Source organism: Bacteroidia bacterium (assembly GCA_040880525.1).
In the GTDB taxonomy this organism is placed as follows: domain Bacteria; phylum Bacteroidota; class Bacteroidia; order CAILMK01; family JBBDIG01; genus JBBDIG01.
Map to the genome: position 1 here is coordinate 22,418 of JBBDIG010000060.1, position 26,065 is coordinate 48,482.

General features: G+C 46.0%; 18 protein-coding genes, 2 tRNA genes and 1 pseudogene. 12 read left to right on the forward strand and 9 right to left on the reverse strand.

The genetic code is table 11. The features are described from left to right. Positions 1 to 87: 87 nt before the first annotated feature. Positions 88 to 1,413: a (Fe-S)-binding protein gene (locus WD077_16205; GenBank protein MEX0968777.1), complete on the reverse strand. Its 1,326-nt coding sequence runs from the start codon at positions 1,411 to 1,413 to the stop codon at positions 88 to 90. Between the two features lie 135 nt (positions 1,414 to 1,548). Here WD077_16205 and WD077_16210 point away from each other — a divergent pair. The 5 genes and pseudogenes from WD077_16210 to rhuM all read left to right on the forward strand — a co-directional run bounded on the left by WD077_16210 (position 1,549) and on the right by rhuM (position 4,064). Next, a tRNA-Phe gene (locus WD077_16210) sits at positions 1,549 to 1,621 on the forward strand. Between the two features lie 442 nt (positions 1,622 to 2,063). After that, positions 2,064 to 2,591, forward strand: coding sequence for a DUF6680 family protein (locus tag WD077_16215; GenBank protein ID MEX0968778.1), 528 nt, complete (start codon positions 2,064 to 2,066; stop codon positions 2,589 to 2,591). Between the two features lie 154 nt (positions 2,592 to 2,745). Further along, positions 2,746 to 3,393, forward strand: a complete 648-nt coding sequence (locus WD077_16220; GenBank protein ID MEX0968779.1) for a tetratricopeptide repeat protein — start codon at positions 2,746 to 2,748, stop codon at positions 3,391 to 3,393. A 144-nt stretch (positions 3,394 to 3,537) separates the two neighbouring features. Beyond that, positions 3,538 to 3,855 (forward strand): annotated as a pseudogene (locus tag WD077_16225) (N-6 DNA methylase). Positions 3,856 to 3,965: 110 nt separating this feature from the next. After that, positions 3,966 to 4,064, forward strand: coding sequence for a RhuM family protein (gene rhuM, locus WD077_16230; GenBank protein ID MEX0968780.1), 99 nt, complete (start codon positions 3,966 to 3,968; stop codon positions 4,062 to 4,064). Between the two features lie 313 nt (positions 4,065 to 4,377). Here rhuM and WD077_16235 read toward each other — a convergent pair whose 3' ends face one another. The 6 genes from WD077_16235 to WD077_16260 form a co-directional block, all read right to left on the reverse strand. Beyond that, positions 4,378 to 4,998, reverse strand: coding sequence for a dienelactone hydrolase family protein (locus tag WD077_16235; GenBank protein ID MEX0968781.1), 621 nt, complete (start codon positions 4,996 to 4,998; stop codon positions 4,378 to 4,380). Beyond that, positions 4,998 to 5,957: a ring-cleaving dioxygenase gene (locus tag WD077_16240; GenBank protein MEX0968782.1), complete on the reverse strand. Its 960-nt coding sequence runs from the start codon at positions 5,955 to 5,957 to the stop codon at positions 4,998 to 5,000. The genes WD077_16235 and WD077_16240 overlap by 1 nt, the downstream gene beginning before the upstream one ends. 118 nt (positions 5,958 to 6,075) lie before the next feature. Then, positions 6,076 to 9,204 carry an efflux RND transporter permease subunit gene (locus WD077_16245; GenBank protein MEX0968783.1) on the reverse strand — a complete coding sequence of 1,043 codons (3,129 nt, stop codon included), beginning with the start codon at positions 9,202 to 9,204 and terminating at the stop codon, positions 6,076 to 6,078. Positions 9,205 to 9,397: 193 nt separating this feature from the next. After that, entirely contained in the window at positions 9,398 to 10,609 is a 1,212-nt protein-coding gene (locus WD077_16250) for an efflux RND transporter periplasmic adaptor subunit (protein ID MEX0968784.1), read from the reverse strand. A 20-nt stretch (positions 10,610 to 10,629) separates the two neighbouring features. Further along, positions 10,630 to 12,108 carry a TolC family protein gene (locus WD077_16255; protein MEX0968785.1) on the reverse strand — a complete coding sequence of 493 codons (1,479 nt, stop codon included), beginning with the start codon at positions 12,106 to 12,108 and terminating at the stop codon, positions 10,630 to 10,632. A gap of 141 nt (positions 12,109 to 12,249) precedes the next feature. Beyond that, entirely contained in the window at positions 12,250 to 13,677 is a 1,428-nt protein-coding gene (locus WD077_16260) for a hypothetical protein (GenBank protein ID MEX0968786.1), read from the reverse strand. 271 nt (positions 13,678 to 13,948) lie between these two features. On the opposite strand from WD077_16260, the gene WD077_16265 reads away from it, so the two are divergent. Continuing rightward, entirely contained in the window at positions 13,949 to 17,308 is a 3,360-nt protein-coding gene (locus WD077_16265) for a T9SS type A sorting domain-containing protein (GenBank protein MEX0968787.1), read from the forward strand. A 42-nt stretch (positions 17,309 to 17,350) separates the two neighbouring features. Here WD077_16265 and WD077_16270 read toward each other — a convergent pair whose 3' ends face one another. Further along, positions 17,351 to 18,703, reverse strand: coding sequence for a DEAD/DEAH box helicase (locus tag WD077_16270; protein MEX0968788.1), 1,353 nt, complete (start codon positions 18,701 to 18,703; stop codon positions 17,351 to 17,353). A gap of 246 nt (positions 18,704 to 18,949) precedes the next feature. Between WD077_16270 and surE the strand changes: the two genes are divergently transcribed. From surE to lpxB, 3 genes are read left to right on the forward strand one after another with little or no spacing between them, the layout of a single operon-like run. Next, positions 18,950 to 19,777 (forward strand): 5'/3'-nucleotidase SurE, encoded by an 828-nt coding sequence (surE, locus tag WD077_16275; protein ID MEX0968789.1) that lies wholly within the window; start codon positions 18,950 to 18,952, stop codon positions 19,775 to 19,777. Next, on the forward strand, positions 19,770 to 20,051 hold the full coding sequence (locus WD077_16280) for a hypothetical protein (GenBank protein ID MEX0968790.1): 282 nt from the start codon (positions 19,770 to 19,772) through the stop codon (positions 20,049 to 20,051). The genes surE and WD077_16280 overlap by 8 nt, the downstream gene beginning before the upstream one ends. Before the next feature lie 21 nt (positions 20,052 to 20,072). Beyond that, on the forward strand, positions 20,073 to 21,185 hold the full coding sequence (gene lpxB, locus WD077_16285; GenBank protein ID MEX0968791.1) for a lipid-A-disaccharide synthase: 1,113 nt from the start codon (positions 20,073 to 20,075) through the stop codon (positions 21,183 to 21,185). Positions 21,186 to 21,242: 57 nt separating this feature from the next. Here the strand turns inward: lpxB and WD077_16290 are convergent. Next, positions 21,243 to 21,316 (reverse strand) — tRNA-Ala (locus tag WD077_16290). 359 nt (positions 21,317 to 21,675) lie between these two features. Here WD077_16290 and WD077_16295 point away from each other — a divergent pair. The 3 genes from WD077_16295 (at position 21,676) to WD077_16305 (ending at position 25,958) form a co-directional block, all read left to right on the forward strand. Continuing rightward, entirely contained in the window at positions 21,676 to 22,125 is a 450-nt protein-coding gene (locus tag WD077_16295) for a hypothetical protein (GenBank protein MEX0968792.1), read from the forward strand. A 289-nt stretch (positions 22,126 to 22,414) separates the two neighbouring features. Further along, positions 22,415 to 24,670, forward strand: a complete 2,256-nt coding sequence (locus tag WD077_16300; protein MEX0968793.1) for a S46 family peptidase — start codon at positions 22,415 to 22,417, stop codon at positions 24,668 to 24,670. Between the two features lie 262 nt (positions 24,671 to 24,932). Further along, complete coding sequence (locus WD077_16305) at positions 24,933 to 25,958, forward strand: hypothetical protein (protein MEX0968794.1); 1,026 nt, start codon at positions 24,933 to 24,935, stop codon at positions 25,956 to 25,958. Positions 25,959 to 26,065 lie beyond the last annotated feature (107 nt).

Sequence of the window (26,065 nt, forward strand, 5' to 3'; positions counted from 1 at the left end):
TGTATACACGAAGGCATTAATAATTTTAATTATTTAACCAAAAAAGGTTTATGCTCCAAAATTAGAAATTCAAGGATTTTCTAAAAATCATTCCTTCATCACCCCCTCACTCCATTTAAGCCTGTCGCTTTGCGGGAAGGCCCAGGGAGCGCCATTATTTTCGATATTTCCAAACATAATGTTCCATTCATTGGGAGATTTAGCTTCTTCCATTATAAGTGATCTGCGCAGTTCTGTAATAATGCTGAGCGGATCTATGCTTACAGGACATGCTTCAACGCAGGCCTGGCAATTGGTACAGGCCAGCAACTCTTCCTGCGTGATGTAATCATGCAGCAATGTTTTGCCATCTTCTCCCGGTTTGATGCCTTTGTTGCGGGCTATTCCCACCTCCTCCGTACGATCGCGGGTGTCCATCATGATCTTGCGGGGCGAAAGCTTTTTGCCGGTTATATTGGCGGGGCATACATCTGTACAGCGTCCGCATTCGGTGCAGCTATAGGCATCCATCAGGTGTTTCCAGTTGAGTTGCGAAATATCTTTGGCGCCAAATGCAGGATGATCATCCGGTGCCGGAGCGTCTGCGCCTGCTTCAGGGTTCATCATCAATTGCACTTCCTTGGCGATTTCCGGCATATTCTTCATCTTTCCTTGCGGCTCAAGGCGCGAATAGTAGGTATTAGGGAAGGATATGAAGATGTGGAAATGCTTGGAAAACGGGACATAACAGAGAAAGGCAAAAATCCCGATGATATGTGCCCACCAGCAAAAGCGCTCCAGAAAAATAAGTTGTCCGGTTGGGAGGCCGTCAAGGAGCGGCATCAGCGCCTGGCTGAAAAAAAAGAGGCCCGTCTGCGTGTATCCTGTCACTCCATGCCGTTGTAGTGTGAGGTCGGCTCCATTCATGGTGAGGAAAAACACCATCAGCAGAATTTCACTGATGAGTATTATGGTGGCATCCAGCCTCGGCCAGGCGGTCATTTCGCGTGCATGAAAGCGCTTGATGGCAAGCCCATACCTGCGAATAAGGAAGATGATACACGACACCAGCACGCCCAACGCCAGAAACTCCAGAAAGCTGATAAATACCGGGTAAATGCCGCCCAGCAGCGGGAATAAAAGCCGGTGGCTTCCCAACAGTCCGTCCAGAATAATTTCCAGGATTTCTATATTGATGATGATAAAGCCCAGATATACGGCAAGGTGGAGCAGTGCAGGGATGGGTCTTTTGAACATCTTTTTCTGGCCCATTGCCACAAGGGCCATTTTCTTCCAGCGTTCAGCTTTGCGGTCGTTTATCTCCACATCCTTCCCAAGCAGTATGTTGCTGCGGATGCGACCTACTTTCCAGGCAAAGAAGCCAATAGCAGCAATGGCGACCAGCGCAAATAGAATCTGTCCCACAATAGCCATAGCAGTAGTTTTGGTTTAGCGGCCCGCAATATCGCCAAAAACAGGAGAGGCCGCCAAAGGCAAAGAAAGATTTATAGAAAAGTTTCGGCAAGAACTGAAAAGGTATAATTTTGCACCTCTTTTCGAGAGAAAGGCGGTGCGGTAGCTCAGTCGGTAGAGCAAAGGACTGAAAATCCTTGTGTCGGGGGTTCGATTCCCTCCCGCACCACACTACTAAATTTAAAACCCTTGCAGGACAATGACTTGCAAGGGTTTTTCTTTTTGGTGTGTACAAATTGGTGTATACAAAGTTTGGAGAGACTACCCCCTCGCTGTGCCGGATGACAACTATGTATTTAACATTTTGGCAAAGTTTGAAGTTTTTAATGCCACAGATCAAGGCGTGGGCCGAGCAAATACTTTTTACGTAGGGAAAAGGATAAAACGGCCAGAATCCTTGTCACCAGGTCAACAGTATTCTGTCAGAGCCGCTCCTCACCAAACGTAGCCTGAAACAAACAGTTGGAAGAGAAGGCTTCCCAAAAATAAAATATCCCTACTTTTGGTAGCGAAACCGTGGCAGAATTCCGGGTTCAGGTAAAGTGGATATATACGCAATTGAGTTTATAAACTCGTTGTGGGCAAGTTAAAAACGAACAAAAGAATTACATATGGAAGCATCTGAAATGATAATGGCCTTAGCCGTACTGATTGGACCAATAGCAGCTGTCCAAATTCAGAAATGGTTAGAAAAGAATAGAGAAAACCGCTCAAGAAAGGTGGACATTTTCAAAACTCTCATGACTACTCGGGCAACACGGGTTTCGATTGATCATGTTGAAGCCCTTAATATGATCGATTTAGAGTTTACAGGAAAGGGATATGAAAAGGTAATCGCTGCATGGCGAAACTATCACGATAATTTGACCAATGGAAATCCTCAAGCTGAAACTTGGGGACAAAAAAATGAAGATTTATTTATTGAACTTCTGTATGAAATGGGAAAATCACTGAATTACCATTTTGAAAAAGTAATGTTGAAGAGGACTGCATACTCCCCAATTGCACATGGAAATTTAGAATTTGAACAACAAACAATTAGACGAGGCTTAGCCACAATACTATCTGGCAAAGCAGGATTCCCAGTTTTTTTTACAAATAATATGGAGACAAAAGAAGAAAACAAAAAAGAAAAGTAAAACCTGCCCACAACAACAAATAAAGCTAATGCGGCCATTACGTCTTCGGTTGACCATGACGTCTGAAAAAGAAAATTTTCGGTTACTTTCAAAATCACGGAAAGCCGCACTAGCTTTATTAAAACCGTTGACACCAATTTAAAAAATTAAAAATATGAAACAACCTTTAATCATTTTGATTACTTGCATTTTCTCATTGACCTGTTCAGGACAATCAGTTTTTGATTATATAAACACAGCAAATGAGAAAGCTAATAATGGAGATTGTAAGGGAGCCATTCAGGATTATGACAAGGCCTTAGAGCAAAAGCCTGATTTTACAATGGTAATGAATATGAAAGCATTATGTCTGATAGAGTTGAATGAAACAGACCAAGCTTGCGATTTATTTCGAAAGGCCAAAGAAATGGGTAGTGGTAAGTCATCTGAGTATATTGACAAATACTGTGCGAACCGCAAGACAAAAATCGAGAAGAAAAATGTCAATTGTAAAATGGCTCATAATGGAAAATTTAAATATGGTTCAAATCAATCTGACACGACCGCCTACATTGAAAGAAAAGGCAATAAGCAAACAGAGTATTATGAAAATAACAAATATCAAACTGAATTCAATATTAAATGGATTTCAGACTGCGAGTATGAATTGACCTTTATCAACACAAATGATCCTGCATTGAATTTTTTGACAAAAGGTGATAAACTAACCATCATAATAAGTAATGTAAATGACAAACAATATGAATATCAATCAAATTTAAATGGAATGATTTCTACCGGTACACATATTAAAATCGAATAATAAAACTGGTGCCAACCACACATTGCTGCAAGCGGGAGTGCTTGCTTTGCTGACAGCTTTTGCTTAAACTTGTACTGTAAATGAGCCAAATAAACTTAAATCGTATAAAAACCCGCCAGCAGCAATCTCGTGAGCGTTGTGCCACATTTGGGACACTTAATAAACCGAAGAATCAAAGTGCTTTCAGACGAAGATATTGATCAGATTGCCGACACTTACCATAATTGGCGTAATCCTGATGGCAACTATGAGGATGTAAAAGGCTTCTGTGCTTCGGCCCCCAAAGAACGGGTTGCGGAGTTGGACTATGTACTTACTCCCGGGCGCTATGTAGGCCTGGCAGAGGAAGAAGATGATTTTGATTTTGGAGAACGCTTTACCAGTCTGAAAGCCGAATTTGAAACACAGTTAAAAGACGAAGTTGAACTCAACGAACGTATTGCCCAAAACCTATCGAAATAGCTCAACTTTTCAACCGGGACAAATCGGTTATTTCAAGGCATTTGCGGAATGTATATAAAGAGGGGAAATTAAGCCGTGAGTCAACTGTTGCAAAAAATGCAACAGTTCAAATGGAGGCCGGACGCGAAGTGAGCAGGGGAATTGACTACTACAATCTCGATGCAATTCTATCCGTAGGGTATCGGGTCAATTCAAAACAGGGCACCTAATTCCGTATTTGGGCTACCAATGTGTTTAGGGAGTATCTTCTATATGGGGTTGCCATCAGTAAGCGAATGAACAGAATTGAAAACAACTTTGAAGACCTCTCGCAGGAAGTCAGGAACATCTCTTTACAGATCAATTTTCAGGTTTATCGTGACATGCGTGGGTGATTCATCCACTATGAATTGAACATTGTGGCTGAAAAAGACCTAAGCATGGGTCCCGGTACGGGCATAAAATTTATTCTCAATCCCGCCTACACTCCTGGTAATCCAACTGTATTTCCATTCCAACTTTCGGTTACCTGCCCCTTAGCATTCATAAAATCATCTGATTTACCTCATTAATTTCATCCTCATTAATAGTATGGGGCATCCCGGGATATACCTTCAGCGTAACGATTGCGCCCATTTGTTTTAAAATATCGGATGAATCCTGGCTGCGGGTGAGGGGCACATGCGGATCGTTATCGCTATTTCCTATAAAGATCTTTGTGCCCTCAAAATCACCCTTATGTTGCTGCCGATCTATTTTTTCTCCGATAAGGCCACCTGTAAAAGCAACTACTCCGCGCCACTTCCTTGCATTTCTGGCGGCAAATTCCAGCGCCAGGCAAGCGCCTTGTGAAAATCCTAACAGTACTATTTTTTCAGCCGGAATGCCTGCTTTATTAATATTCATAATTATTTCATTGATAAAATCCAAAGCGCTACCAAGCCACGGTTCGTTTTGCGGGAGCGGGGCCATAAAGCCGTGTGGATACCAGGCACCACCGGTAGCCTCGGGCGCAACGATATAATAATCATCTGTTGTCAGGTAGCGGATCAGCGAAAGGATATCCCGTGCATCGGCCCCGCGCCCATGCAACATTATCAAAGCTTTACCGGCTTGCTGTAGTGGTATTCCGGCCTCAATAAAGTTCTTTTTATTATGCTCCATTAATCCATAAATTTATCAGTTTGAATTTTAACCGGCTGCAGCCCCTTTTCTATCTCTGATCGGGAAGATTCCAGCCAGGACGGCAACTTCAGGTGTGATCCCAATTCAGCAATGTCTTCATCTATCGCAAAACCAGGTGGGAGGGTGGCTACTTCGAATAAAATTCCTCCCGGCTCCCGGAAATAAATGCTGTGAAAATATTGGCGATTCATGACGGGCGTTACGTTCAGGCCCATTGCCAGCAGTTTATCACGGATCTTTAATTGGGTGGCGTCATCAGGCGTGGCAAAAGCCAGGTGATGGATGGTTCCGCTACCACCCAAACCACGCATTTCGTCTGGTGCGCAAAGAATATCCACAAAATCGCCCGGCTTGCCACTGGCGGAATACCGGAACCGGTTGCCCTTTTCAGCCATCAGTTTATGATCCAGACCTTCTTGCAGGAGCCCCGCAGTTCGTTCATACCCTTCCTCGCACAGGGTTACGCCATAAAATCCCCTTATGGAATTTTCAATCGGAATTTGTCCATAAGAAAACGCGGGGCGGTCATCATCTTTATTAAATACCAGTTCTAATCCGAGTCCGTGTACATCCTTAAAATAAATAAAAGTTTCCGCTCCAAATCGTTGCTCAGGCCTTGAAAATTGTACGTTAAATTTTGCCAGGCGCTTCTGCCAGTATTCCATGCTTTCTTCAGGCACGGAGAACGAGGTAACCGTCATTTGTCCTTTGCCGTGCCTGCCCCTGGCCAACCCGGAATATGGAAAGAAGGTCATAATCGTCCCTGGCATTCCCTGCTCATTTCCGTAGTAGAGATGGTACACATTGGGCGCATCGAAATTGATGGTTTTCTTCACCATTCGCAATCCGAGAATGCCGGTGTAAAAATCAATGTTTTTTTGAGCGTCATCAGCCAGGGCCGTAACGTGGTGTATTCCTGTGACCGTTTGTTTATCCATTTCCTTGATGTTTAAAATAATTAAGATGAAAATTCCCGGCTGGTTTTTTTTATTAAATGAGTGTGTAATTTTTATTTATAATTCATATTTAAATATAAAGGTTGAAAGCTGCCGGAACTTATTCAATGGCCGCCTCCTTCACCTCTTTTGCTTTTTTCACCGTGTCTTCCAAAATTAAATACAGGCTGGGAACGAGAAGAAGAATAATAGACGTGGCGAAGACAATCCCGAAGCCCAGGGAAATGGCCATTGGAATGAGGTTATTCGCCTGGTTTGAAGTTTCTAGAATAATGGGAGTGAGGCCGCCAAAGGTTGTAAGCGTAGTTAAAATGATGGGTCTGAATCTTCGGACTCCGGCTTCATGTATGGCATTAAATACGGTTTTGCCTTTCCGCTTTTTGTTGGCATAATCAATCATGATGAGGGAATCGTTCACCACCACACCGGACAGTGCGATGACTCCCATAAGGCTCACCAGCGACAGATCGTAACCGAGCAGAATGTGCCCGATCACCGCTCCTACGATGCCGAAGGGTATGGCCGCCATAACTATGAGCGGTTGCACATAATTATTGAACGCCATAGCAAGCAAGGCGTAGATAACCATCATAGCCAGGGCAAACCCACCCCAAAGCGACTGCATAGACTCGCGCATTTCAGCTTGGCTGCCCTCAAAGCTCCAGGTGATGCCGGGATAATCAGCCCTGAGTTGTGGAAGCACTTCCGCTTGTAAAGCTTCTATCACCTGGGTAACCGCACTTGCCGGTTCTACATCCATGCTCACAGTTACCACCCTGCGGCCATCGCGCCTGTTGATGCTAACGAATGCCTCGCGTTCTTCTATTAAGACCACGTCCAGAAGGGGGACTTCTGTACCATCAGGGGTGCGAACAAGGAAATCCTGAAGGTTATAAAGATCCTTTCTTTCCTCCAGCGGAAGCTTTACGCGAACTTCCACCTCATTATCTCCTCGCAACTGGCGCATGGCCAGTGCTCCAAAGAAGGCATTGCGCACCTGCCGGCCCACCTCGCTGGAGGTTAATCCCAGGTTGCGGGCTTCAGGCAGCAAAGTGAAGTCGAACTGGAGTTTGCCTTTATCGAAGTTATCATTGATATCGCGGGTATTGTTGAAAGTTGAAACCGTTTCAGAAAATGCCTGGCTTGCCTTTTCCAGCACATCAATGTCATTGTGGCTAATATCTACACTTATGTCCTGTTGGTAACCTCCCGGTCCGCGCTCTGCTTCAAAAGTGATCTGATCTACTCCTTCGATTTCCCCAATCTCATCGCGCCAGAGTTCAATCACCTCCTGGGCCGACATATCTCGCTGGTCAGGCGGCTTCATCACAATTTCCACATCAATGAAATTTTGGTTGCGAACATTGGTTTTCACACCTTCAGCCACCTCATAGAGATTTTGGTCGTCAAACATTTGCAGCGTTGATTCCGTGATCTGGTTGGCTACTTTCGCTGCCTGGTCAGGGGTAGTACTTACCGGCAGCCTCACTCCGGCTTCAATTTCATCGGCAGCCACCTCCGGCATCATGATGATGCCCATGTGGTCGCTGTATCCGAAACCGCCAACCACTAAAAGCAGCGCAAGAGCCACACTGATGGTGATATAGCGGTAGTGAAGGCACTTTTTGAGCAACGGGCTGAAATAGCGATCCACGAAGCGGTCGAAACCTTTGGCAAACCGCTGCTGCCAGGGTTCAATATATTTCCTTATTTTAAGCGTATCTTTTTTAGAACTATGGCCAAGATGTGCAGGCAGGATGAACAGGGCCTCCATCAACGAAATAGCCAGCACCACAATGACCACTGCTGGCAGCGGCCACCAGAATTTACCTGTGGTTCCTGGGAGAAAAAGCAGCGGAATGAAAGTTATTATGTTCGTGAGAATGCTGAAAATCACCGGTCTGGCAATATCTTTAGCGCCAGCTATTGCCGCATCCAAAAAGCCCATCCCCTGTTGCCGGTATTCATATACATTTTCACCCACCACCACGGCATCATCTACCACAATGCCCAGTACCAACAGGAATCCGAACATGGAGATCATATTGATGCTTACATCAACTATCGGCATAAACACGAGGCCTCCTACAAACGAAATGACCATTCCCATCATTACCCAAAAAGCCAGCTTATACTCAAGAAAAAGCGCCAGGATTAGCAGTACGATGACCACGGCCATGAGTCCGTTCCCCGTGAGTAATGAAAGGCGCTCACTGAAATCTTCTGCGGTATTGCTGTCTATGCGGTAATGCACGCCCGGTGGCAACGTTTTCTCAAAATCTCTGAGCACCTCCTGGACAATTTCAGCTATCTCAAGGGGGGATTGATCACCGATACGGAAAATATCAAGTTCGACAGATGGCTGGCTGTTGAACTGAGAATGAAAGCCGGTTTCCTCGAATCCATCAGTAATGGTGGCAATTTCCGCCAGCGTTACTGAGGCACCTGATCCTGCGGTTATGATCTCTATGGTGCCATATTCCGCTGCCCATTGCTTGCGCTCCTTCATGCGCAGAAGAATCTCCCCGCTGCTGGTTTCCACGGCCCCTGCGGGAATATCCTCGCTGGACTGAAGAATTATATCTGCCACTTGTTCCAGTGTAAGCCCATATTCTCGCAATCGCTGCCGGGGAATTTCCACGTGGGTTACATATTCCGGGACATTTCCAAACTCGACCTGGGTAATTTCTTCTTCATTTAACAACCGGTCGCGGAGCCGCTCTGCCAAGAGGCGCAACGTGCGGTAATCTGCCTCACCATAAAGTCCAACCTCTATTACACTACGCTGCCTTGCCTGGAGAATTACCTCAGGTTGTTCTATATCATCAGGAAACGTTCTGATCCGGGCCACTGCCTGGTCTATATCCTGATACACCCTCATGCGGTCGGTCGCTGCCAGCAGTTCGATTGAGACGCTGCCAGAGCCTTCTTCAGCGGTGGAAACAATCTCCCTTATTCCCTGCACGCCCCGCACAGCTTCCTCTACCGGAAGGAGAATTCCCTGCTCTACCTCGGCAGGTGCCGCCCCTGGATACACCACACTTATCTCCACGATGTCCAGTTCAAATTGGGGAAAGACTTCCTTCTGGATATTGTACATCGTCCATGCACCCCCCACAAGGAGGATGATCATCATCAGGTTGGCAATGATTGGATTGCGCGCCATGTAGGCAATGGGCCCTTTGTGGTCGTCAATTTCCTGAAGATTGTTTGAGTTAGAATTGGTCATTCAGGTGAAATAACTCAGGGTAGTGCTAAATGTTTCTGCTATAAAAATGGCCTCTCAGGAAGTTTTTCTTTAATTTTTAAAACATAAAACGTTTAACACAAAAGGATTGAAATTTAAAATATGAAAGGTTGAATTCACCGGGAACATTGCTTCTTCAAAATTTTGGCTGCCAATATTCGGTCAAAAAAAATGTTTAATCCCCGGTATCCTCAGATGATGGATTTCTGTTATTCAATTGCCCGGTTGCCTTGTCCTGGGCAGTTCGTAAGGGAGCGCCTTCTGCAACGGTGGAAAGGTTGGTGGTTACCACCTGCTCACCGGCATTTATTCCGCTGGCGATGTATGCATAATCTGCATCCATAAAAATAACTTCCACCTTCCGGATCTGGAGCTGATCTTTTTCCATTACCCACACGGTTTCATTCTCTCTGAGGTGATCCCGGTTCAAACGAATGACATCGGATAACATTTCTCCGTGAATTCGTGCTTCTACAAATGAGTTGATCATCAACACGGGTAAGGTGTCATTCTTATACGCCAGGGGATCAGAGACTGAGATGAGCAGTCTCGCCATGCGTGTCTGATCTTCAAGTGCGCCTATCAGTCTGAAAACGTGGCCGTTGCGGTACTGCCCGGTTTTCCAGGCTTTGTTATCCACTATTTTGGCCTCTGATCCGTGCTCCTGCCCGGGAGAGGGAAACGTTATCCAAGGCAGCTTGGAGAGCGGAACCGTGGTAACGACCCAGTATTCATCTCTGCCCACCATCCGTCCGAGATCGTCACCTGGTGCAACCTGGGAACCGACATTAACATTACGGCTGAGAATATGGGCATCAAAAGGCGCCCTGAGCACGGTTCGCTCAAGGTTCAGTTCTGCTTGTTCTGCCGCTGCCTGCATGGCTTCCACCTGCGCCTGTACCTGCCGGAGTTGTGGCTGTCGCAGCATCAAGCCTTCATTTCCCGTGTCCAGCATCTCTTCCACAAGTTCGTAATCCTGCCGGGCCACATCCTGCCTGCCTTGCTCTATTTGCAAATCTGACTGAACTTGGCTCAGCTCGCTCTGTCGAAGTTTTAATTCATTGCGGTAATCTGCCGGATCTATTTGGAGCAACACCTCGTTCTTCTTCACAAAACCTCCGGGCATAAAACCTTTGGCAAGCGAAATTATCTCCCCACTTACCCTGGGACTGAGGACAATATCATTGGTGGGTTGGACAATTCCTGTTGCAATGATCACGGGCCGGAAAGTTCCCCGCTGGGCTTCGGTAACATCCACAAGCATCGGAGTTTTCTTGGTTGCGCCTGCCCGCTCAGCATCCGGTTCGGTAAGGAAAATGACTGCTGTTATGGCTCCCGCCACTACAAGAATTATCAGGCTGACAATAAGTGTTTTTCGTTTATTCATATATAAAACATAGGGAATGCTTATTCTTCATCCATTTGCTCATTGCGGTCCGCATTTTCTGCGGGTGTTTCAAATCCACCAGCCAGGGCACGGTAGAGGGCAATGCGGAATTCCAGCAGCGCCAGCCTTTCAGATATAAGCTCGCGCTGAAGTTGCTGGGCTTGATCCATTGCTGTCAGCACTGCGAGATAATCGCTCATCCCATTGAAGTATTCGATCCGGAGTTGCTCATAAGCCTGGTCCGCAAGCTTCACCTGCTGCTCCAAAACCTGCAATCGTTCTTGCTGTTTCATTTCCTGAATCAGGGCATCCTCCACTTCCCGGAAAGCAATCAGTACGGTTTGTCCATATTCATAAAGTCGCTGCTGTTTAAAAGCTACGGCCCTGTCTACCTCCGCACTGAGCCTTCCACCATAAAACAGGGGAGCCACGAGGTTCACGCCAAGAGAATAGGCCCAGTCCCGGAAGAGATCATCAACATTATTAGCTCTTGATGAAACGGAGGCGCTGATGCTTAATCGTGGATATTTGGCACTAATGGCAGAAGCCACTTCCCTGTCAGCAACCTGCAACAGGCTAAATGCTGTCCGGACATCCGGACGTCTTTGCACGAGTTCCGTAGGAATTCCGGTTTCAGGCAGGGGCGGCAGCGCAGGAAAGGAGTCAGGAGCATAAATTAATTCCTCCATTGGAGGTGCCCCTATCAAAACTGCAAACCGGTGTTCCAGTATCCGGATCCTGGATTCTATCAGGATTTTTTGTCCACGGGTGGCTTCCATTAATTGCGTTTGGCGGAGAATATCCACACCTCTGATTTGTCCGCTCCCGAATCGTGATTTAAATAGCCGCAGAATTTTGTCATTGGTTTCAATCTGTGTTTCGGCAAGTTCAAGGTGTTGCCATTCCGCCAGTAACTGATACCATGTACGCGCAATTTCCGCAGAAAGTGAGATCGCAGTAGCCTGGTAGTCATATAAACTTGCTTCGGCCCGGTATTGCTCGGCTTTAACGCGGGAACGGATCCTTCCCCAAAGATCTATTTCATATACGGAAGATAAGCCTGATCGCAGGTTTTCGCCACCTGCAAAATCCGGCTCCGGACGGCTGGTTCCAAAAACACTGAAAGCTTCAAGTTCAGGAAATAAATAGGAGGATTCGCGATCAACCACCGCTTCTGCGGCCCTGAATCGCTGCCACACAGCAAGCAAGTCGAAATTAGAATCCAGCGCCTCATTTACAAACATATTTAATGTCTGATCTTCAAACCCGGTCCACCACTCTTCCTGCAGCGGCATATTTCCAGAATGGCCAAAGCTTTCAGGAGGGTCAAGGGGCAAGGCCGATTCAGTAATCTCCGGTGAACAACCGGCCCAAGTGGTGAGCGCTGTTCCTAGTAAGAATATGAAAATCAGCCGTTTTCCCTTTATGGCATTTGCCCAAAATTTCTTTCGGATAACTGCCAGTGTGCTGAGATTATATTTAAAAGTATACGATGTCATTCTATAATCATGGGTTAACCTTTACAAGGAATTGAAGTTCGATCTGCTGGGAAGATGTAGCTCCGGGCTTCCGCCCGGAGAAATGCAATAATTGATATTATCCGCTAACGCGGGTTGTCCGGCTAAAAGCCAGACTCTGCATTATCCCAATTCGGCCAGCTTTTCCAGCAGCCAATCTGCATCTGCTACTTTCCGGGTGTCCTGTATTTGTTTGCGGAGCTTTTCCGCATCCTCTTTTGCCCCGGGTTTCAGGTTTAGCATCTTGCGGGTATAGCGGATAAGGTTTGCATAGTTCGTTTTATGGTGTGCCGATACCAGCTTATTCCTGCGCAGATAAACGGAAAAGCTGTCAAGCAGCGAAAAGAGCGCGTTTACCTCATTCAGTTCATAATAGGTCTTCAGCAACATGCTGCGGGAATCGAGGCTGTAAAACACGTCATCATATTCCACCTGGCTCAGCAGCCGTACCACTTCAGGGTGGTTCTGGCGGTAAAAGTGAAATTTCGCAAGATTGTAGGTAAAGGCATTTTCCCGGAATTTTTCCTCCAGCCGATCCCGGTATTCATTCAGGAAATTCTGCACCCAGCTAAATTCCCCGAGGCGCAGCCCTGTAACCACAATGTTTTTGTAATCCCAGGGTGAAATGAATCCTTCTTCCAGCAACAAGTGCTGCTCCAGAGCCTGCCGGTAAAGGCCAAATATCTCCCGGAGGTATTCCTTTATGCCACTGTTAATCTTGCGGATGCAGTAGTTCCGGGCAAAGGCGTACAGCTCCCGCGCTTCCTCCTGCGAAAACCGGAATGCCTCCTGTTGCAGCAGGACTTTCAACTGGTGGTAATGCTCTTCCTGATCAGGGAACTGCAGCATTTGCCCCACCTCCACGTATACGGCCACTACAGGCTCTGATGCAACAGGGTTTCCGGGAAGGGCACCAAGGATTTCCTCCATGAAATTAAGGGGTTGTATATCGCCCACAATGCTGCGGTTGTTCAGCAGGAGGCAGTGCCACCGCAGCTTCTGCGAAACATAGAATATATCCAGGGCAGCGGCAGCCGGTTCAATATTCGTTTTGCCTGACCGCTGGAGTTGCTGCGCCAGGAAACTGTCCTTTTCCTGCTCCACCCTGAAGCGGTGCAGGTAAAACTGCCCGTCACGCACAGGGCTTTTTTGCCCAGCCTTGTCTGTTAATTTCTGCGTGCTTGTAAAATGCTTCTCCAGGTCACGCTGCCTGTACTCATTTAATAGCCGAACGCGAATTTCCTGCTCATCATTCAAAAGGGCAGAAACCACCAGGAAATGTTCCAGCAGCTTCAGGAAGTCGCTCAGGAGGTGGCGCAGGCGCAGGTCGTTGTACTTTTCTTCACCAAAAACGGCCTTGTATAGCGAAGACTTCGTTACCGACTCTATATTTGAAGCATTTCGTTGCAAAGCCTCAAAAAGCAGGTGAATTCCCTCATGCACGTTGAAGTAAGGCGATTCAATGAATTTCGCCAGATGCAGCCACTCCCGGTCATTCAACGTCTTTAGCAGCATGATGAGTTTGGTATTGGCCAGTGAGGTTTCCTTCATTTTTGTAATTGATGGACATGGGTCATAACGTAGAGGCAGGATGCATCCTGCCTCTACCGGGCCGTATTTTTAAATCTGTAACCCAAATAAATGATTTCCGACAAATATGTATATAAAAAATGGAATTTTAGAGTTATATGCAGGTTTATTAAAATAATAAGATTCAAACAAAATCCGACAAATTGAAAAATGTGTTCCTTATAATAAAGACAAGGTCCCGGATATTCGTATCGTCAAAAACTGTTTTAAGAACACGATAAAAATTAAAGATATGAAGCGCTTATTACTCTATACCACCCTATCTCTGTTGCTCGCAGTAGGTTCTACCTCAGAATTAGGTGCTACTCATCTTATTGGTGGGAAGCTGGATTATCAGCAGGTTGGCCAGGATACTTTTCTGGTGACATTTACTGCTTACCGAGACTGCAATGCAATAGCATTGGATTCCTTCCAGTTGAACATTGATGGAGTTGGATTTAGTTATGCAGATTCCATGTACATCCATTCATCCCTGGGAAAAGATATAACCCCGGTTTGTGATAGTTCCGAGTCCCGCTGTTCGAATAGTTCTTCCACTTTCCCTTATGGAATTGAACGATACAGCTACACGGCCTTAATCGTACTTCAGGGAACCGGATGTGAATATCGACTCTCGATTACAGAATGTTGTTATAGTACCAACATCTCCACCACCGTAAGCGGGGGGCCAATGTATTTTGAAGCCATAATAAACGGTTGTCTCTCCTCACCAAATTCCTCACCGGAATTGGCAGATCCCGTGTTGATCACCTGTGCCGGATCATGTGTAATTGGTAACATGGGCGCAATTGAGCCAGATGGTGATTCATTGGTGTTTTCTCTTGTTCCACCGTTGAATGCTAGCGGAACTCCAGTCTCTTACTATTCGCCCTACTCTTACGATAAGCCTCTGTATTTTAATGGTTTTCCCAATGCCAATCTCCCGCCATCACCCCCCTTATGCCGGGGGTTTGCTTTAGACCCTGTAACAGGGAGCTATATATTTAGACCAATGCAATCCCAAGTTACTGTTTGGAGTTGGGGAATAGAAGAATACAGGAATGGAGTTAGAATTGGATATACAGCCATGACTGCCCAGCTTTTGGTGATGGCCTGCCCCAACAATGACATTCCCTATTTAGTAGAAAGTTCAAACGCCCTCGGCAAATCCATCACTGCCTGTGCCGGTCAGTCTCTCTGCTTTGATATAGAAACTCGTGATGATGATATATCTGACACAGTTGCCTTAACTTGGAGTAATAATATCCCAGGAGCATCATTTACCGTATCTGGAGACACCGCTAAAACCGGCACCTTTTGCTGGACACCGGATTCGTCCCATATTCGTTCGCAACCGTATACTTTCACTGTTACGGCCACTGATAATGCATGTCCTATGGTGGGAAAGGTAACAAAGGCTTATTCAATTAAAGTGGTGGAAGCCCCGGAAGCCAGTATCCGTATAATAAACCACATTGGCTGCGGTAAGTACAGTTTTGATGTTTCAGGGTATAATATGACACCTGCCGGCATAGAATGGTGGATTGACAGCCAGATGGTTGCGACCACTGAGGGCTACATGCACCAGTTCAAGACCGGGGGCAACCATGTTGCAGAGCTCCGGGTGAAGGGGTTGCACTGCACTACGTCCTACATTGATACGCTCAAAGTGCCGCTGGTAAATCAGTTGACTATCGGACCCGACACCACGGTTTGTACCGGAAATACTTTCAGGATTAACTCAATCTACTCCGGCTGGCCGGTGGAAGAGTACAACTGGAGCAATGGCGATACTACATCTTATGCTGACATACTGGTATCTTCTGATACCACAGTGATGCTGTCTGTAATGGATAGCCTGGGCTGCCTCATCAGCGACACGATCCATATTACCGCAACTTATACGCCCTGGATTGGTCTGGGTCCTGACCGCAATATTTGCCAAACCAGCCAGGCTAAACTGAGCGTGGGTGTTTCCTCTAACTATCCTGATGATACCATCGTCTCCTGGGAATGGTATGATGCCGTCTTAAACAAACAGCTCAGTTCTGACAGCACTTTTACAATAGGGGCCACAGGGACTTATGCGGTAGTTGTAAATACACTTTATGGTTGCACGGCAACGGATACCGTAATGATATTTGACCAGCGCCCGGCAGTCTCAGCCGGAAGCGCGGTAGAACTCTGCCTCTATGATACGCTGGCTTTACAAGGTTCTCCGGCAGGTGGTACATGGACCGGGGCGGGCATTACCGGGAATTCCTTTTACGCAGATTCGGCCGGGACAGGGAATTTTGAGCTTATTTACAAAATTGTGGATACTACTACAGGCTGCGACAATCAGGATACACTTGCGGTCACTGTTTTTGGATTGCCAAATGCCGATGCAGGAAATGACACCTTTATTTGCGCAGGCGACACGATCCAACTCCAGGCATCTGGCGGTATGTTTTATACCTGGACCGCCTGCCCGGAACTGGATCAATTCAATATTGCAAACCCAAATGCCTTCCCCGATCACAAGAAAACTTTTCTGGTTCTGGTAACCGATTATAACAGTTGCAAGGCCATTGATTCAGTGACGGTGGATGTGGACACTGCCTGCGTTTGGCCGGGGGATGCAGATTATGATGGCGTGGTCAATAATTTCGATTTGCTTGCACTGGGCCTCGCTTATGGGAACACCGGCCCTGTTCGGCCCAATGCCAGTATCGCTTTCACGGGGCAGCCTGCTTATTTATGGGACAGTGTATTTGCCAGCGGCCGCAATCAAAAGCACGCTGATTGTAATGGCGACAGCATCGTTACAGCAGCGGATACCACGGCTATTTCACAGAATTACACGCTTACCCACAGCAAGTGGCGGTTGAATAAACGCAATGGTGGGATCCCCCTGTATTTCACGGTGGAGAATGATTCCGTAAATATCTCAGATACAGTCACAACGTTTATCAATCTTGGAGATTCAGCCACCCCTGCTGCAGATGTATATGGTGTCGCCTTTACCGTAACCTATTCCGCAAATCTGGTGGACAGCGGCAGCCTCAGTTTCGACTATTCCATGTCGTGGCTTGGCCAACCAAGTGAACTGCTTTACATAGCGAAGGATTTCTATGGCCTTGGTAAAGCAGATGTTGCCATCACCCGGATTGACCAGATTGCGAAGGCGGGGAAAGGTCGTATCAGCAAAATGACCCACGTAATTACCGACAACATTGACGGTAAAAACGGCAACGCCCATCCGCTCGTGCTGGACATCAGCAATGTAAAACTTATCAATGCCAGTGGAGATACAATTGAGGCCAGTTCAGTACCCGACACAATATCTGTACTGGAGGAGCCTTCCGGGATTGCGTCCAAAACCAACATGAGCCATGAGATACAACTTTACCCCAACCCGGCATCAGGCATGTTTACGCTCCAAACTGGCGATATCTCCGTCCAGGAAGTTTATATCTCAGATATGCTCGGAAAGCAAATGCAATTGAAGCCATCGGAAGTGGCCACAGGGAATTTGACATATTCAGTAAATGACCTCAATGATGGTGTGTACTTCGTTACAGTGGTTACTTCAAAAGGATTGACCGTAAAGAAGTTATTGATTCAAAATTGATATGTAAAAAGAAAAGATCCTGCTGACAACGCGGGATCTTTTCTATACCGTATCTTTCTCTGCTATCACATTGAAGATTCCCTTCTTTACTTCCTGGCTGAAAGAGCGAATACGATGGTGAATGAATATATCGCGCGGAGCGATGCGCGAAAGAAGGTGCAACCCATCAAAAGAGGTGCAACGGCTCAGTGCCACATATACCTGGCCGCCAGCAAAGGCCCCGCGTCCCAGGTCTATCACCACCTTCTCGAAAGTAAGTCCCTGGCTTTTGTGAATAGTGATGGCCCAGGCAAGCTTTAGCGGGTATTGAGTAAATGTGCCTTTTACGTCAGCAGATATCTTGTTTTGCCCTGCATTGAATTCATAGCTGAGATTTTCCCACGTTTCCGGCTGCACAGTGTGGATCTCTCCATCATCCGTTTTTACCTTAATATAATCATCACCAAGTTCATGAACCTGGGCAATGGTACCATTTACCCAACGTCTTTCTGCGTCATTTTTTACGAACATTACCTGTGCCCCTTCCTTCAGGAACAGGTTAAGATCTGTTGGGAAACGGGAAGGCTCAAATTCTTTTGAGACGGTACCTTCATAGCCGTATTTCTGAGCGTTCAGTTGCTCAAGTTGCTGATTGTTGATGCGTTGCGCAATGGCATTGGTGCTGGTAAGCGTAATGGTAAATTCCTTCTGCCGGGCTTCCTCTGGCCGGATAAAGCGCTCATTCAACCGGTCAAGATGCTCGCGGGCGGGTTGTCCGTGCCGCACGCGCTCCAGCAGCCCGATGAACTCCCGGTTTTTTTGCCTGTAAATTTTCTTCAGTTCAAGCAATGGCAGTTTCATCCCACGGATCACATAAGAATCGAAAAAAAAGGGACTGGGGTAGAGTTGTGTAAATATTTGTTGCTCTCCCGGATTTTTCCCCACTACCGGCTCCAATTGAAAGAGATCACCAATCAGCACCACCTGCTTGCCGCCAAAGGGCAGCGCTTTGTTTCCGGTATTCAGCCGCAGCGATTGATCAATGGCATCCAAAACGTCTGCCCTCACCATACTGGCCTCGTCAATTACCAGCACGTCCATGCGATTGATGATCTTCCAGCGGGAGCTATCCTTTTTAAATGGCTGGATCTCGCTATCATTCGGCAGCAGCGGCCTGATGGGAAGGCGGAAAAAACTGTGGATGGTAACGCCATTTACATTTATCGCGGCAATGCCGGTAGGTGCCACCACTACGAACTCCTTTTTCACATGCTCCCGCACATATTGTAAAAAAGTGGATTTTCCGGTTCCCGCCCTGCCGGTCAGGAAGAAACTCTGGTTGGTCTTCTGCACCAACTCCAGTGCCTGCAGGAACTCCTTATTTTCAAGATCAATTTTTCCCTGGACGGGGCGCATAATTTGGATTTGAGATTAAAATGAAAATGAGGGCGTAAAGATAGAATATGACTTGAGGGCTGGAAAATTTAAGACTTCCTGGCAACAAAGAAGTGCAAATGCTGCGGAGATATACATTAAGCAAAAGGTTCCCAGGTGTTGGATATTCCTTGTAATGATGAAAAGCAATTTCCCGAAGTATCTTTTCCGGAATTAAAGCGTGGAGGCATTTCCTCCCATTCCTGCATTACCCCGTAATTTTGCCGAATGAAGAAAAAGCCCACAGAGGAAAAACCTATTACCACAAAGAAGGAGAGGAGGAAAGGGAAAAAACCTGTAATCCTTGTATGTAATGATGATGGGATTACTGCTCCGGGAATCCGGGCACTGGTGGATGCAGTCCGGCCGCTTGGCGAGCTGGTGGTGGTAGCGCCCGATAGTCCGCAATCAGGAATGGGCCATGCAATAACGGTGGGGCGTCCCCTGCGGCTCGACAAGGTGGATGAGTTTAAAGGCGTGGACTGCTACCAGTGTTCAGGAACTCCGGCAGATTGCATTAAGCTGGCAACGGATGTGGTGCTGCATCACAAACCCGATCTGATTGTTTCCGGGATCAATCACGGATCTAATTCTTCCATCAACGTCATTTATTCCGGAACGCTGTCGGCAGCTATGGAAGGTGCTATCGAAGGTATTCCATCGGTAGGCTTCAGCCTGCTGGACTTTTCGCTTGATGCCGATATGAAAGCGGCTGCCAGAATTGCCCGTATGATCGCTGAGCGCATTCTGAAATATGGCCTGCCGGAGGGTACGCTGCTCAACGTGAATATTCCCACCGTGCCTTATGAAAATTTAAAGGGTATTAAAATTTGCCGCCAGGCATCTGCTAAATGGGAAGAGGAATTCGATCAGCGCGTAGATCCGCGCGGCCGTGATTATTATTGGCTGGTGGGCAAATTCACCAACTATGATAAAGGTGAAGATACCGATGAATACGCCCTTGCCCATAACTACGTTTCAGTTGTGCCTGTTCACTTCGACTTTACAGCGCATTTTGCCGTACCCGCTCTCAATAAATGGGATCTCAATGTTTAAAAGAAATCATGTAGTTTTTGGGCTCCTGATAAGTATCGTCTTAACGATGGCCACATTTGCCCTGCTCTTCGCGCTGAATTTTTATATAAGCAGGGTTCTACTGGACAGGAATCCCATTCTTTCATTTAATATCCTTCTTATTTTTTCCATTGCCATCAACTTTTTACCGCTCAATTATTACACAAAAGTCCGGGCTTTTAATACCGCAAAAGGTGTAATGGCTGGCGTGTTTCTCTTTGCTCTGTTCTACGTTTACCGTACTTTTTTTATTTAATATAAAAGCAGGCGCTGCAGGATGAAATATTACATCGTGGCCGGAGAGGCTTCAGGCGACCTGCACGGAAGCAACCTGATAAAAGCTTTGAAGCAGGAAGACGCGGCAGCAGAATTCCGGTTCTGGGGTGGTGACCAAATGGCAGCAGAGGCGGGTCCACCCGTCAAACACATTGAGGAGCTGGCCTTCATGGGTTTCAAAGAGGTGGTGCTGAACCTGCGGACCATAATGCGAAACCTGCGATTCTGCAAACAGGATATTCTCGCTTATAAGCCTGACGTGCTGATCCTGATTGATTATCCCGGATTCAATCTTCGGCTTGCGCAATTCACCCAAAAAAATGGCATTCGCGTCTGCTACTACATTTCGCCACAGGTCTGGGCCTGGAAAGAGAGCCGTGTAAAAAAGATAAAGCGAACAGTAGGCAAGATGCTGGTGATCCTTCCCTTTGAGGAAGAGTTTTACAAAAAGCATCAATATGAAGTCACTTTTGTTGGGCATCCGCTGGTAGATGTAGTGGACGAATTTCGGCCGGATCCCAATTTCCGTGAAAAGAACTCCCTGACAGAAAAACCGCTTGTGGCGCTGGTGCCGGGCAGTCGCAAGCAGGAGATTAGCAGCATGTTGCCGCTAATGCTGAATGCTGCGAAGGAATTCCCGGCTCATCAGTTCGTGATTGCAGGAGCACCCGGTATCCGCCCCGAATTTTACCGGCAATTCATGGAAGGGCAGGATGCAGCCATAGTCTACGGCCAGACATATAATCTGTTTTCCCATGCGAGTGCCGGCTGCGTCACCTCCGGTACGGCTACTTTGGAGGCAGCGCTTTTTAAGATGCCTGAAGCTGTTTGCTACAAAGGCCATAAGCTTTCGTTCTGGGTGGCGACCAAGCTGGTAAAGGTGAAATACATTTCACTGGTGAACATCATTATGGATAAGCTGGTAGTCCGGGAACTGATCCAGCGGGATTTTACCCTTGCAAACCTGCGCCAGGAATTGGACAGGTTGCTGAATGACGATGCCTACCGGAAATCTATGCTTGAAAATTATACAGCCTTGCAACAGCGGCTGGGGAGGGGAGGTGCGTCAGCAAAGGCCGCGAAGATCATCGTGGAATGGATTAGCAGTGATTGAAACCAGAGAAAGTGTCGTAAATAAAACAGGCAGCCCGGATTGGACTGCCTGTTCTTGTGGAGGATATCGGATTCGAACCGATGACCCCTTGCATGCCATGCAAGTACTCTAGCCAACTGAGCTAATCCCCCGCATTGGGGTGCAAAAATCCATATTTATTTTAGAAAAATACAAGAACATTGGGATTTCTATTTTATGTCTGATATTTACTCGCTGCTTCTAAGCACCTTGTCTCCTCATATTAACCGCAATAGGTGGGCGAAAACGTAGGCTCAGAGATAACGATAAACTGTTTGCAACCTGTGGTGAGTCTGCAATAGCGCTATTCCATTTCTATTCCGGCTTGGCAGCGTGAAGAATAGATTCCCGGAAGGAGGGGGAGGAAGGATGTATAAGATAAAAACATTTATATCATTATTAAAGCCTTGAGGTATATTTGCAGGGCTTTTTGCATGAAACAAATTTTTCTAATCTACAAATCTTACAGCACATGAAAACCTTAAAATTAATTTGCTTTGTTGTGGTCGCTGGTGTTGCGTTTACTGCCTGCAGCAAAGAAAAACGTCTGGAAAAAAGACTTACCAAGAAAGAGGGCGTTTGGAATATTACTTCCCTGGAGTACAAGTATTTTGCTGATGGAGCCCTCTACGAGGATAGAACTTTTAGCAATGTAGGTAGCTTCGAATTTGAAGAAACTAGTGGGACTATGCGCTTAGACAGCGCCCTGTTTGGCGATTCCGCCATGTCCATTCCATTTACCTGGGACAACACTGAAGATATGGTAACGGTGTATACTGCTGACTTTGACACTTTGGCGTTTACTGTAGAAACAGATGAAAAGAAAGAGCAGGTTTGGTTCAGAGCTCAGGAATTTTATAACGCCACTGCTGATGAAGATATAAGGGAAGAGTTCCGGTATACTCTTATCAGGGAAGATTGATTAACTGACGTTTTTCAGCGTATATTATAGCAAAAGGCTGCCCGGTGGGTGGCCTTTTTAGTTAGGCCGTCAATGATTTTATAAAGATTGTATTAAACTTTCAAAAAGGGAAATTTCTCCCTTCTGGCGAGCCGGGTATTTGAATCTCCTTTCTCTTTTTAATACGAGACCTTTCCATTTTTTTAAGAATCTTTAACCTTCTGGTATATGGCCTTTCACAGGCTGAACATGGATTTTTAATTACTTTTGCCCGTTTATTTACCAATCTGATAATTTGAAAAGCAACGAAATGAAAAAAGCAAGTCTGCTCCTTGTCGGTCTCTTTATAGTCAATGCCACCACCGTTTTTGCGGATGAGGGCATGTGGCTGTTGATGTACCTGAAGAAGCTCAATGAAAACAAAATGCAGGAAATGGGGCTGAAGCTTTCTGCGGATGACATTTATAGTGTGAATAATTCCAGCCTGAAGGACGCCATAGTTTCTCTTGGGGGTTTCTGTTCAGCCGAGATCGTTTCTGAGAAGGGATTGATGTTTACCAACCATCACTGCGCGTATGACGCGATAGCTGAAAACAGCAAGAAAGGCGATGTCAATTACATTGAAGAAGGATTCTGGGCCAGAAGCCTGGAAGAGGAACTACCAAACGAAGGACTTACAGCCTCCATCCTGGTTCGGATGGAAGACGTTACCAACGTCATCAGGCCGGTAATTGACACGGTTCAGAATCCGATGCAACGTGATATGATCCTGAGTCAATTGGTTGATTCCATTCAAAATGCGGCTACAGAAGGTACGCACTACAATGCGCAGGTGAAGACCATGTTTTATGGCAATGAATATTACCTCTTTATTTATGAAACATTCCGTGACGTACGGCTGGTTGCCGCACCTCCGTCATCTATTGGGAAGTTTGGTGGCGACACTGACAACTGGATGTGGCCCCGCCATACAGGAGATTTCGCCATGTTGCGAATTTATACCGCCCCTGACGGAACACCCGCAGACTTTAGTGATGAGAACATTCCATACAAGCCCAAGCACCACCTCCCTATTTCCCTCAAAGGTGTTGACTCCGGCACTTTTTCAATGATCATGGGATTTCCCGGATCTACGCAGCGTTATCTTACTTCTTATGATATAAAACTCAAGTACAATCAGACTCTTCCCGCGTATAAAAATATTCTGGGGAAAATTCTGGAGATCATGAAAACCGACATGGATGCGGATTCAGTGAAAAAGCTCACAATGGCATCGAAATATGCATCCTTAAGCAATGCACACAAATATTTCATTGGTCAGCACAGGGGCCTCACAATGCACGATCTGGTCGCAGAAAAACAGGAAGATGAAAAAGCATTTAACCAATGGATAAATGCAACCGAAAACCGGAGGGAGAAATATGGCGATGTATTTTCCAAAATGGAAGAAGCCTATAATGAGGAGCGATCCGTACAGCCTGCCGTTAATTATTATTTAATGAGTTTTAATACTGAAACTTTTAGCTATGGCGTATCCCTGTATCGGTTAGGAGCTCAGATGAAGCAACTAGAGAAAAAGGAAGATTTGCCCGAAGCCTCAATTGAACGTGCGAAACAATCGGCTGAGGATTATTTCAATGAAGCATTTCTCTCTACCGAGCGGAAATTAATGAAGGCCCTGCTCCTGATGTTTTATGAAAACGTTCCCGCAGATCAGCAACCGGAATATATTAGTGAGATCCTTGATAAAGCTAAGGGAGATACTCCGGAGGAAAAATTCAATTCCTACGTAGATGATATGTTCGACAAGGGCCTGACCATGGATAAGGATAAATACATGAGTTTTCTGAAGAAGCCGAAGCAGAAGAAACTGGAGAAAGATCCCCTGTATCAGCTTATTACGAATGTAATTACTACCTACCAGACCCAGATCGCCCCCACTTTTGCCAATGCCAGTCAAATTCGTGAGGAACAGCAGCAGTTGTATTTGGAGGCATTGCGGAAGTACAAAGCCGATGAAGTGTTCTATCCGGATGCCAATTCAACCATCCGTCTCTCATTCGGAGAAATTATGCCCTACGAGCCAAGAGATGCCGTGAAATATAAATACTACACTACGTATGAAGGCATTCTCGAAAAGGAAGACCCTGAAGATGATGAATTCATGGTTCCGGAAAAACTGCTTGACCTACTGGAAGAAGGAGATTTCGGGCGGTATGCAATGGATGATACTTTGCGTGTCAACTTCCTCACAAATCATGACATTACCGGAGGGAACTCAGGGAGCCCGGTATTGGACGGTGAAGGAAACCTCATCGGCATTGCATTCGATGGCAACTGGGAGGCGATGATCGGAGATATTCTGGTGGTGCCTTCACTGAACCGCACCATTTCCGTAGACATTCGCTACGTTCTTTTTATCATTGATAAATATGCGAATGCCCAGAACATCATCGCGGAACTGGATATTATCGAAGCCAAACAGCCTGAAAAGAACACATCTCAGGAAACACAACAAGCCCTTCCCGCTGAAGCTGAAACTGAGGCACCTGCTGAAGTACGGTAGTAATTCACTGAAATAACCATTATTAAAGGCCACAGCACCCAATCCGGGCTGTGGCTTTTTTGTGAAATCCTGTGGAAAGAACTATGAAAAACCCAAATTGCAACATATTTTATTCTAAAATCCGCTAATTGAAATAAGCCCATTCCATTAAATATCTGTAGCGGTGGCTTTTCCACCAAAAAAATTTTATGATTTTGATTTGTTAATTTAAAAGAATCAGTAGCTTGCTTTTCAATTTTATGTAACCCTTAACCTGAGACTCATGAAACTGAATGGCAAGGCAATCTTCTGCTTTTTGACGCTCATGCTTTTTGCCCCGGACGCTATGGCGCAGAAAGTACACTATATCAGGCTCATACCGGACCGGATGGATTTTTACGACAGTCAATTTTATATTGATACTGTGGTGGATGCCCGTGAAGACAAGACTTCTATCGGCACTGTAAGGATGGGGCTTTTGAATGTCAAGCGAAAAGCACAACTGGAAAGCGATTTTTCAACTATACTCAACCGGTATTTTGCAACCGTATTGCCCCAAATGCTGGACAAAAAACCCGTGACGGTAGTTTTCCGGAAATTTTCGGTTTCAGAAAAAGCTTCTTTCACCCAGGAATACGGTTCCGTGAATATTGAGGTGGATTTTTATTATCAGAACGACAGCGTTTATTCTTCCTATCAGCGTGTCGCAACCAGAGGGACCGATGTCACCGGGCAACATGATGAAAGTGTGGTGCGGGCCCTGGAAATGGCAATTATGGATTTCAAGAAAGTTGTAACGGAAAAACGGATTTTTGAAAGGATGAGTGATTATAAGGAAGACATACCAGCTTCATTTTCGTTGAAGGTCCCGGAACAAAGGAAACCGGAAGCGGAAGAAGCGCCCATAAAGGAAAACCGGAATATTTTTGCCGTTGGTTACCAGATTGGCGGATATACCCTTATAGGATTTAATGCTGAAGTTCGTATCCTTAATTATTTTGGATTGCATGGTGGTGGCGGGATAAGGGGATATACTGCGGGTGTTAAAATACACACCGGTCCTGGAAAGAACAGCCCATTTTTCAATGTGAGTTATAAAGATGGCGGATTTGGCCTGATAAGTACAATGGGGTTGGAATTTGGCGGGCGTATTACTTTCGGGAGTAAGGGTGATTTTGCACTGCACGGACAGTTGGGGGCAGCGGAAATATTATATATTGATAAAGCGTTTGCGGAAATACTCTTTGGTGATATACCCGTTCCTGAGCGGATGCTTTCTATGGGAATTGGTTTTAGTTGGCCTTTTTAAGTAAGGATTGAATTATTGAAGGAAGTAAGGATTAAATAAATTAAATAAAAAGGAATACCATCCTGAATTTTCTACTATAACAATCATGTTAACCAAAGAATAAAATA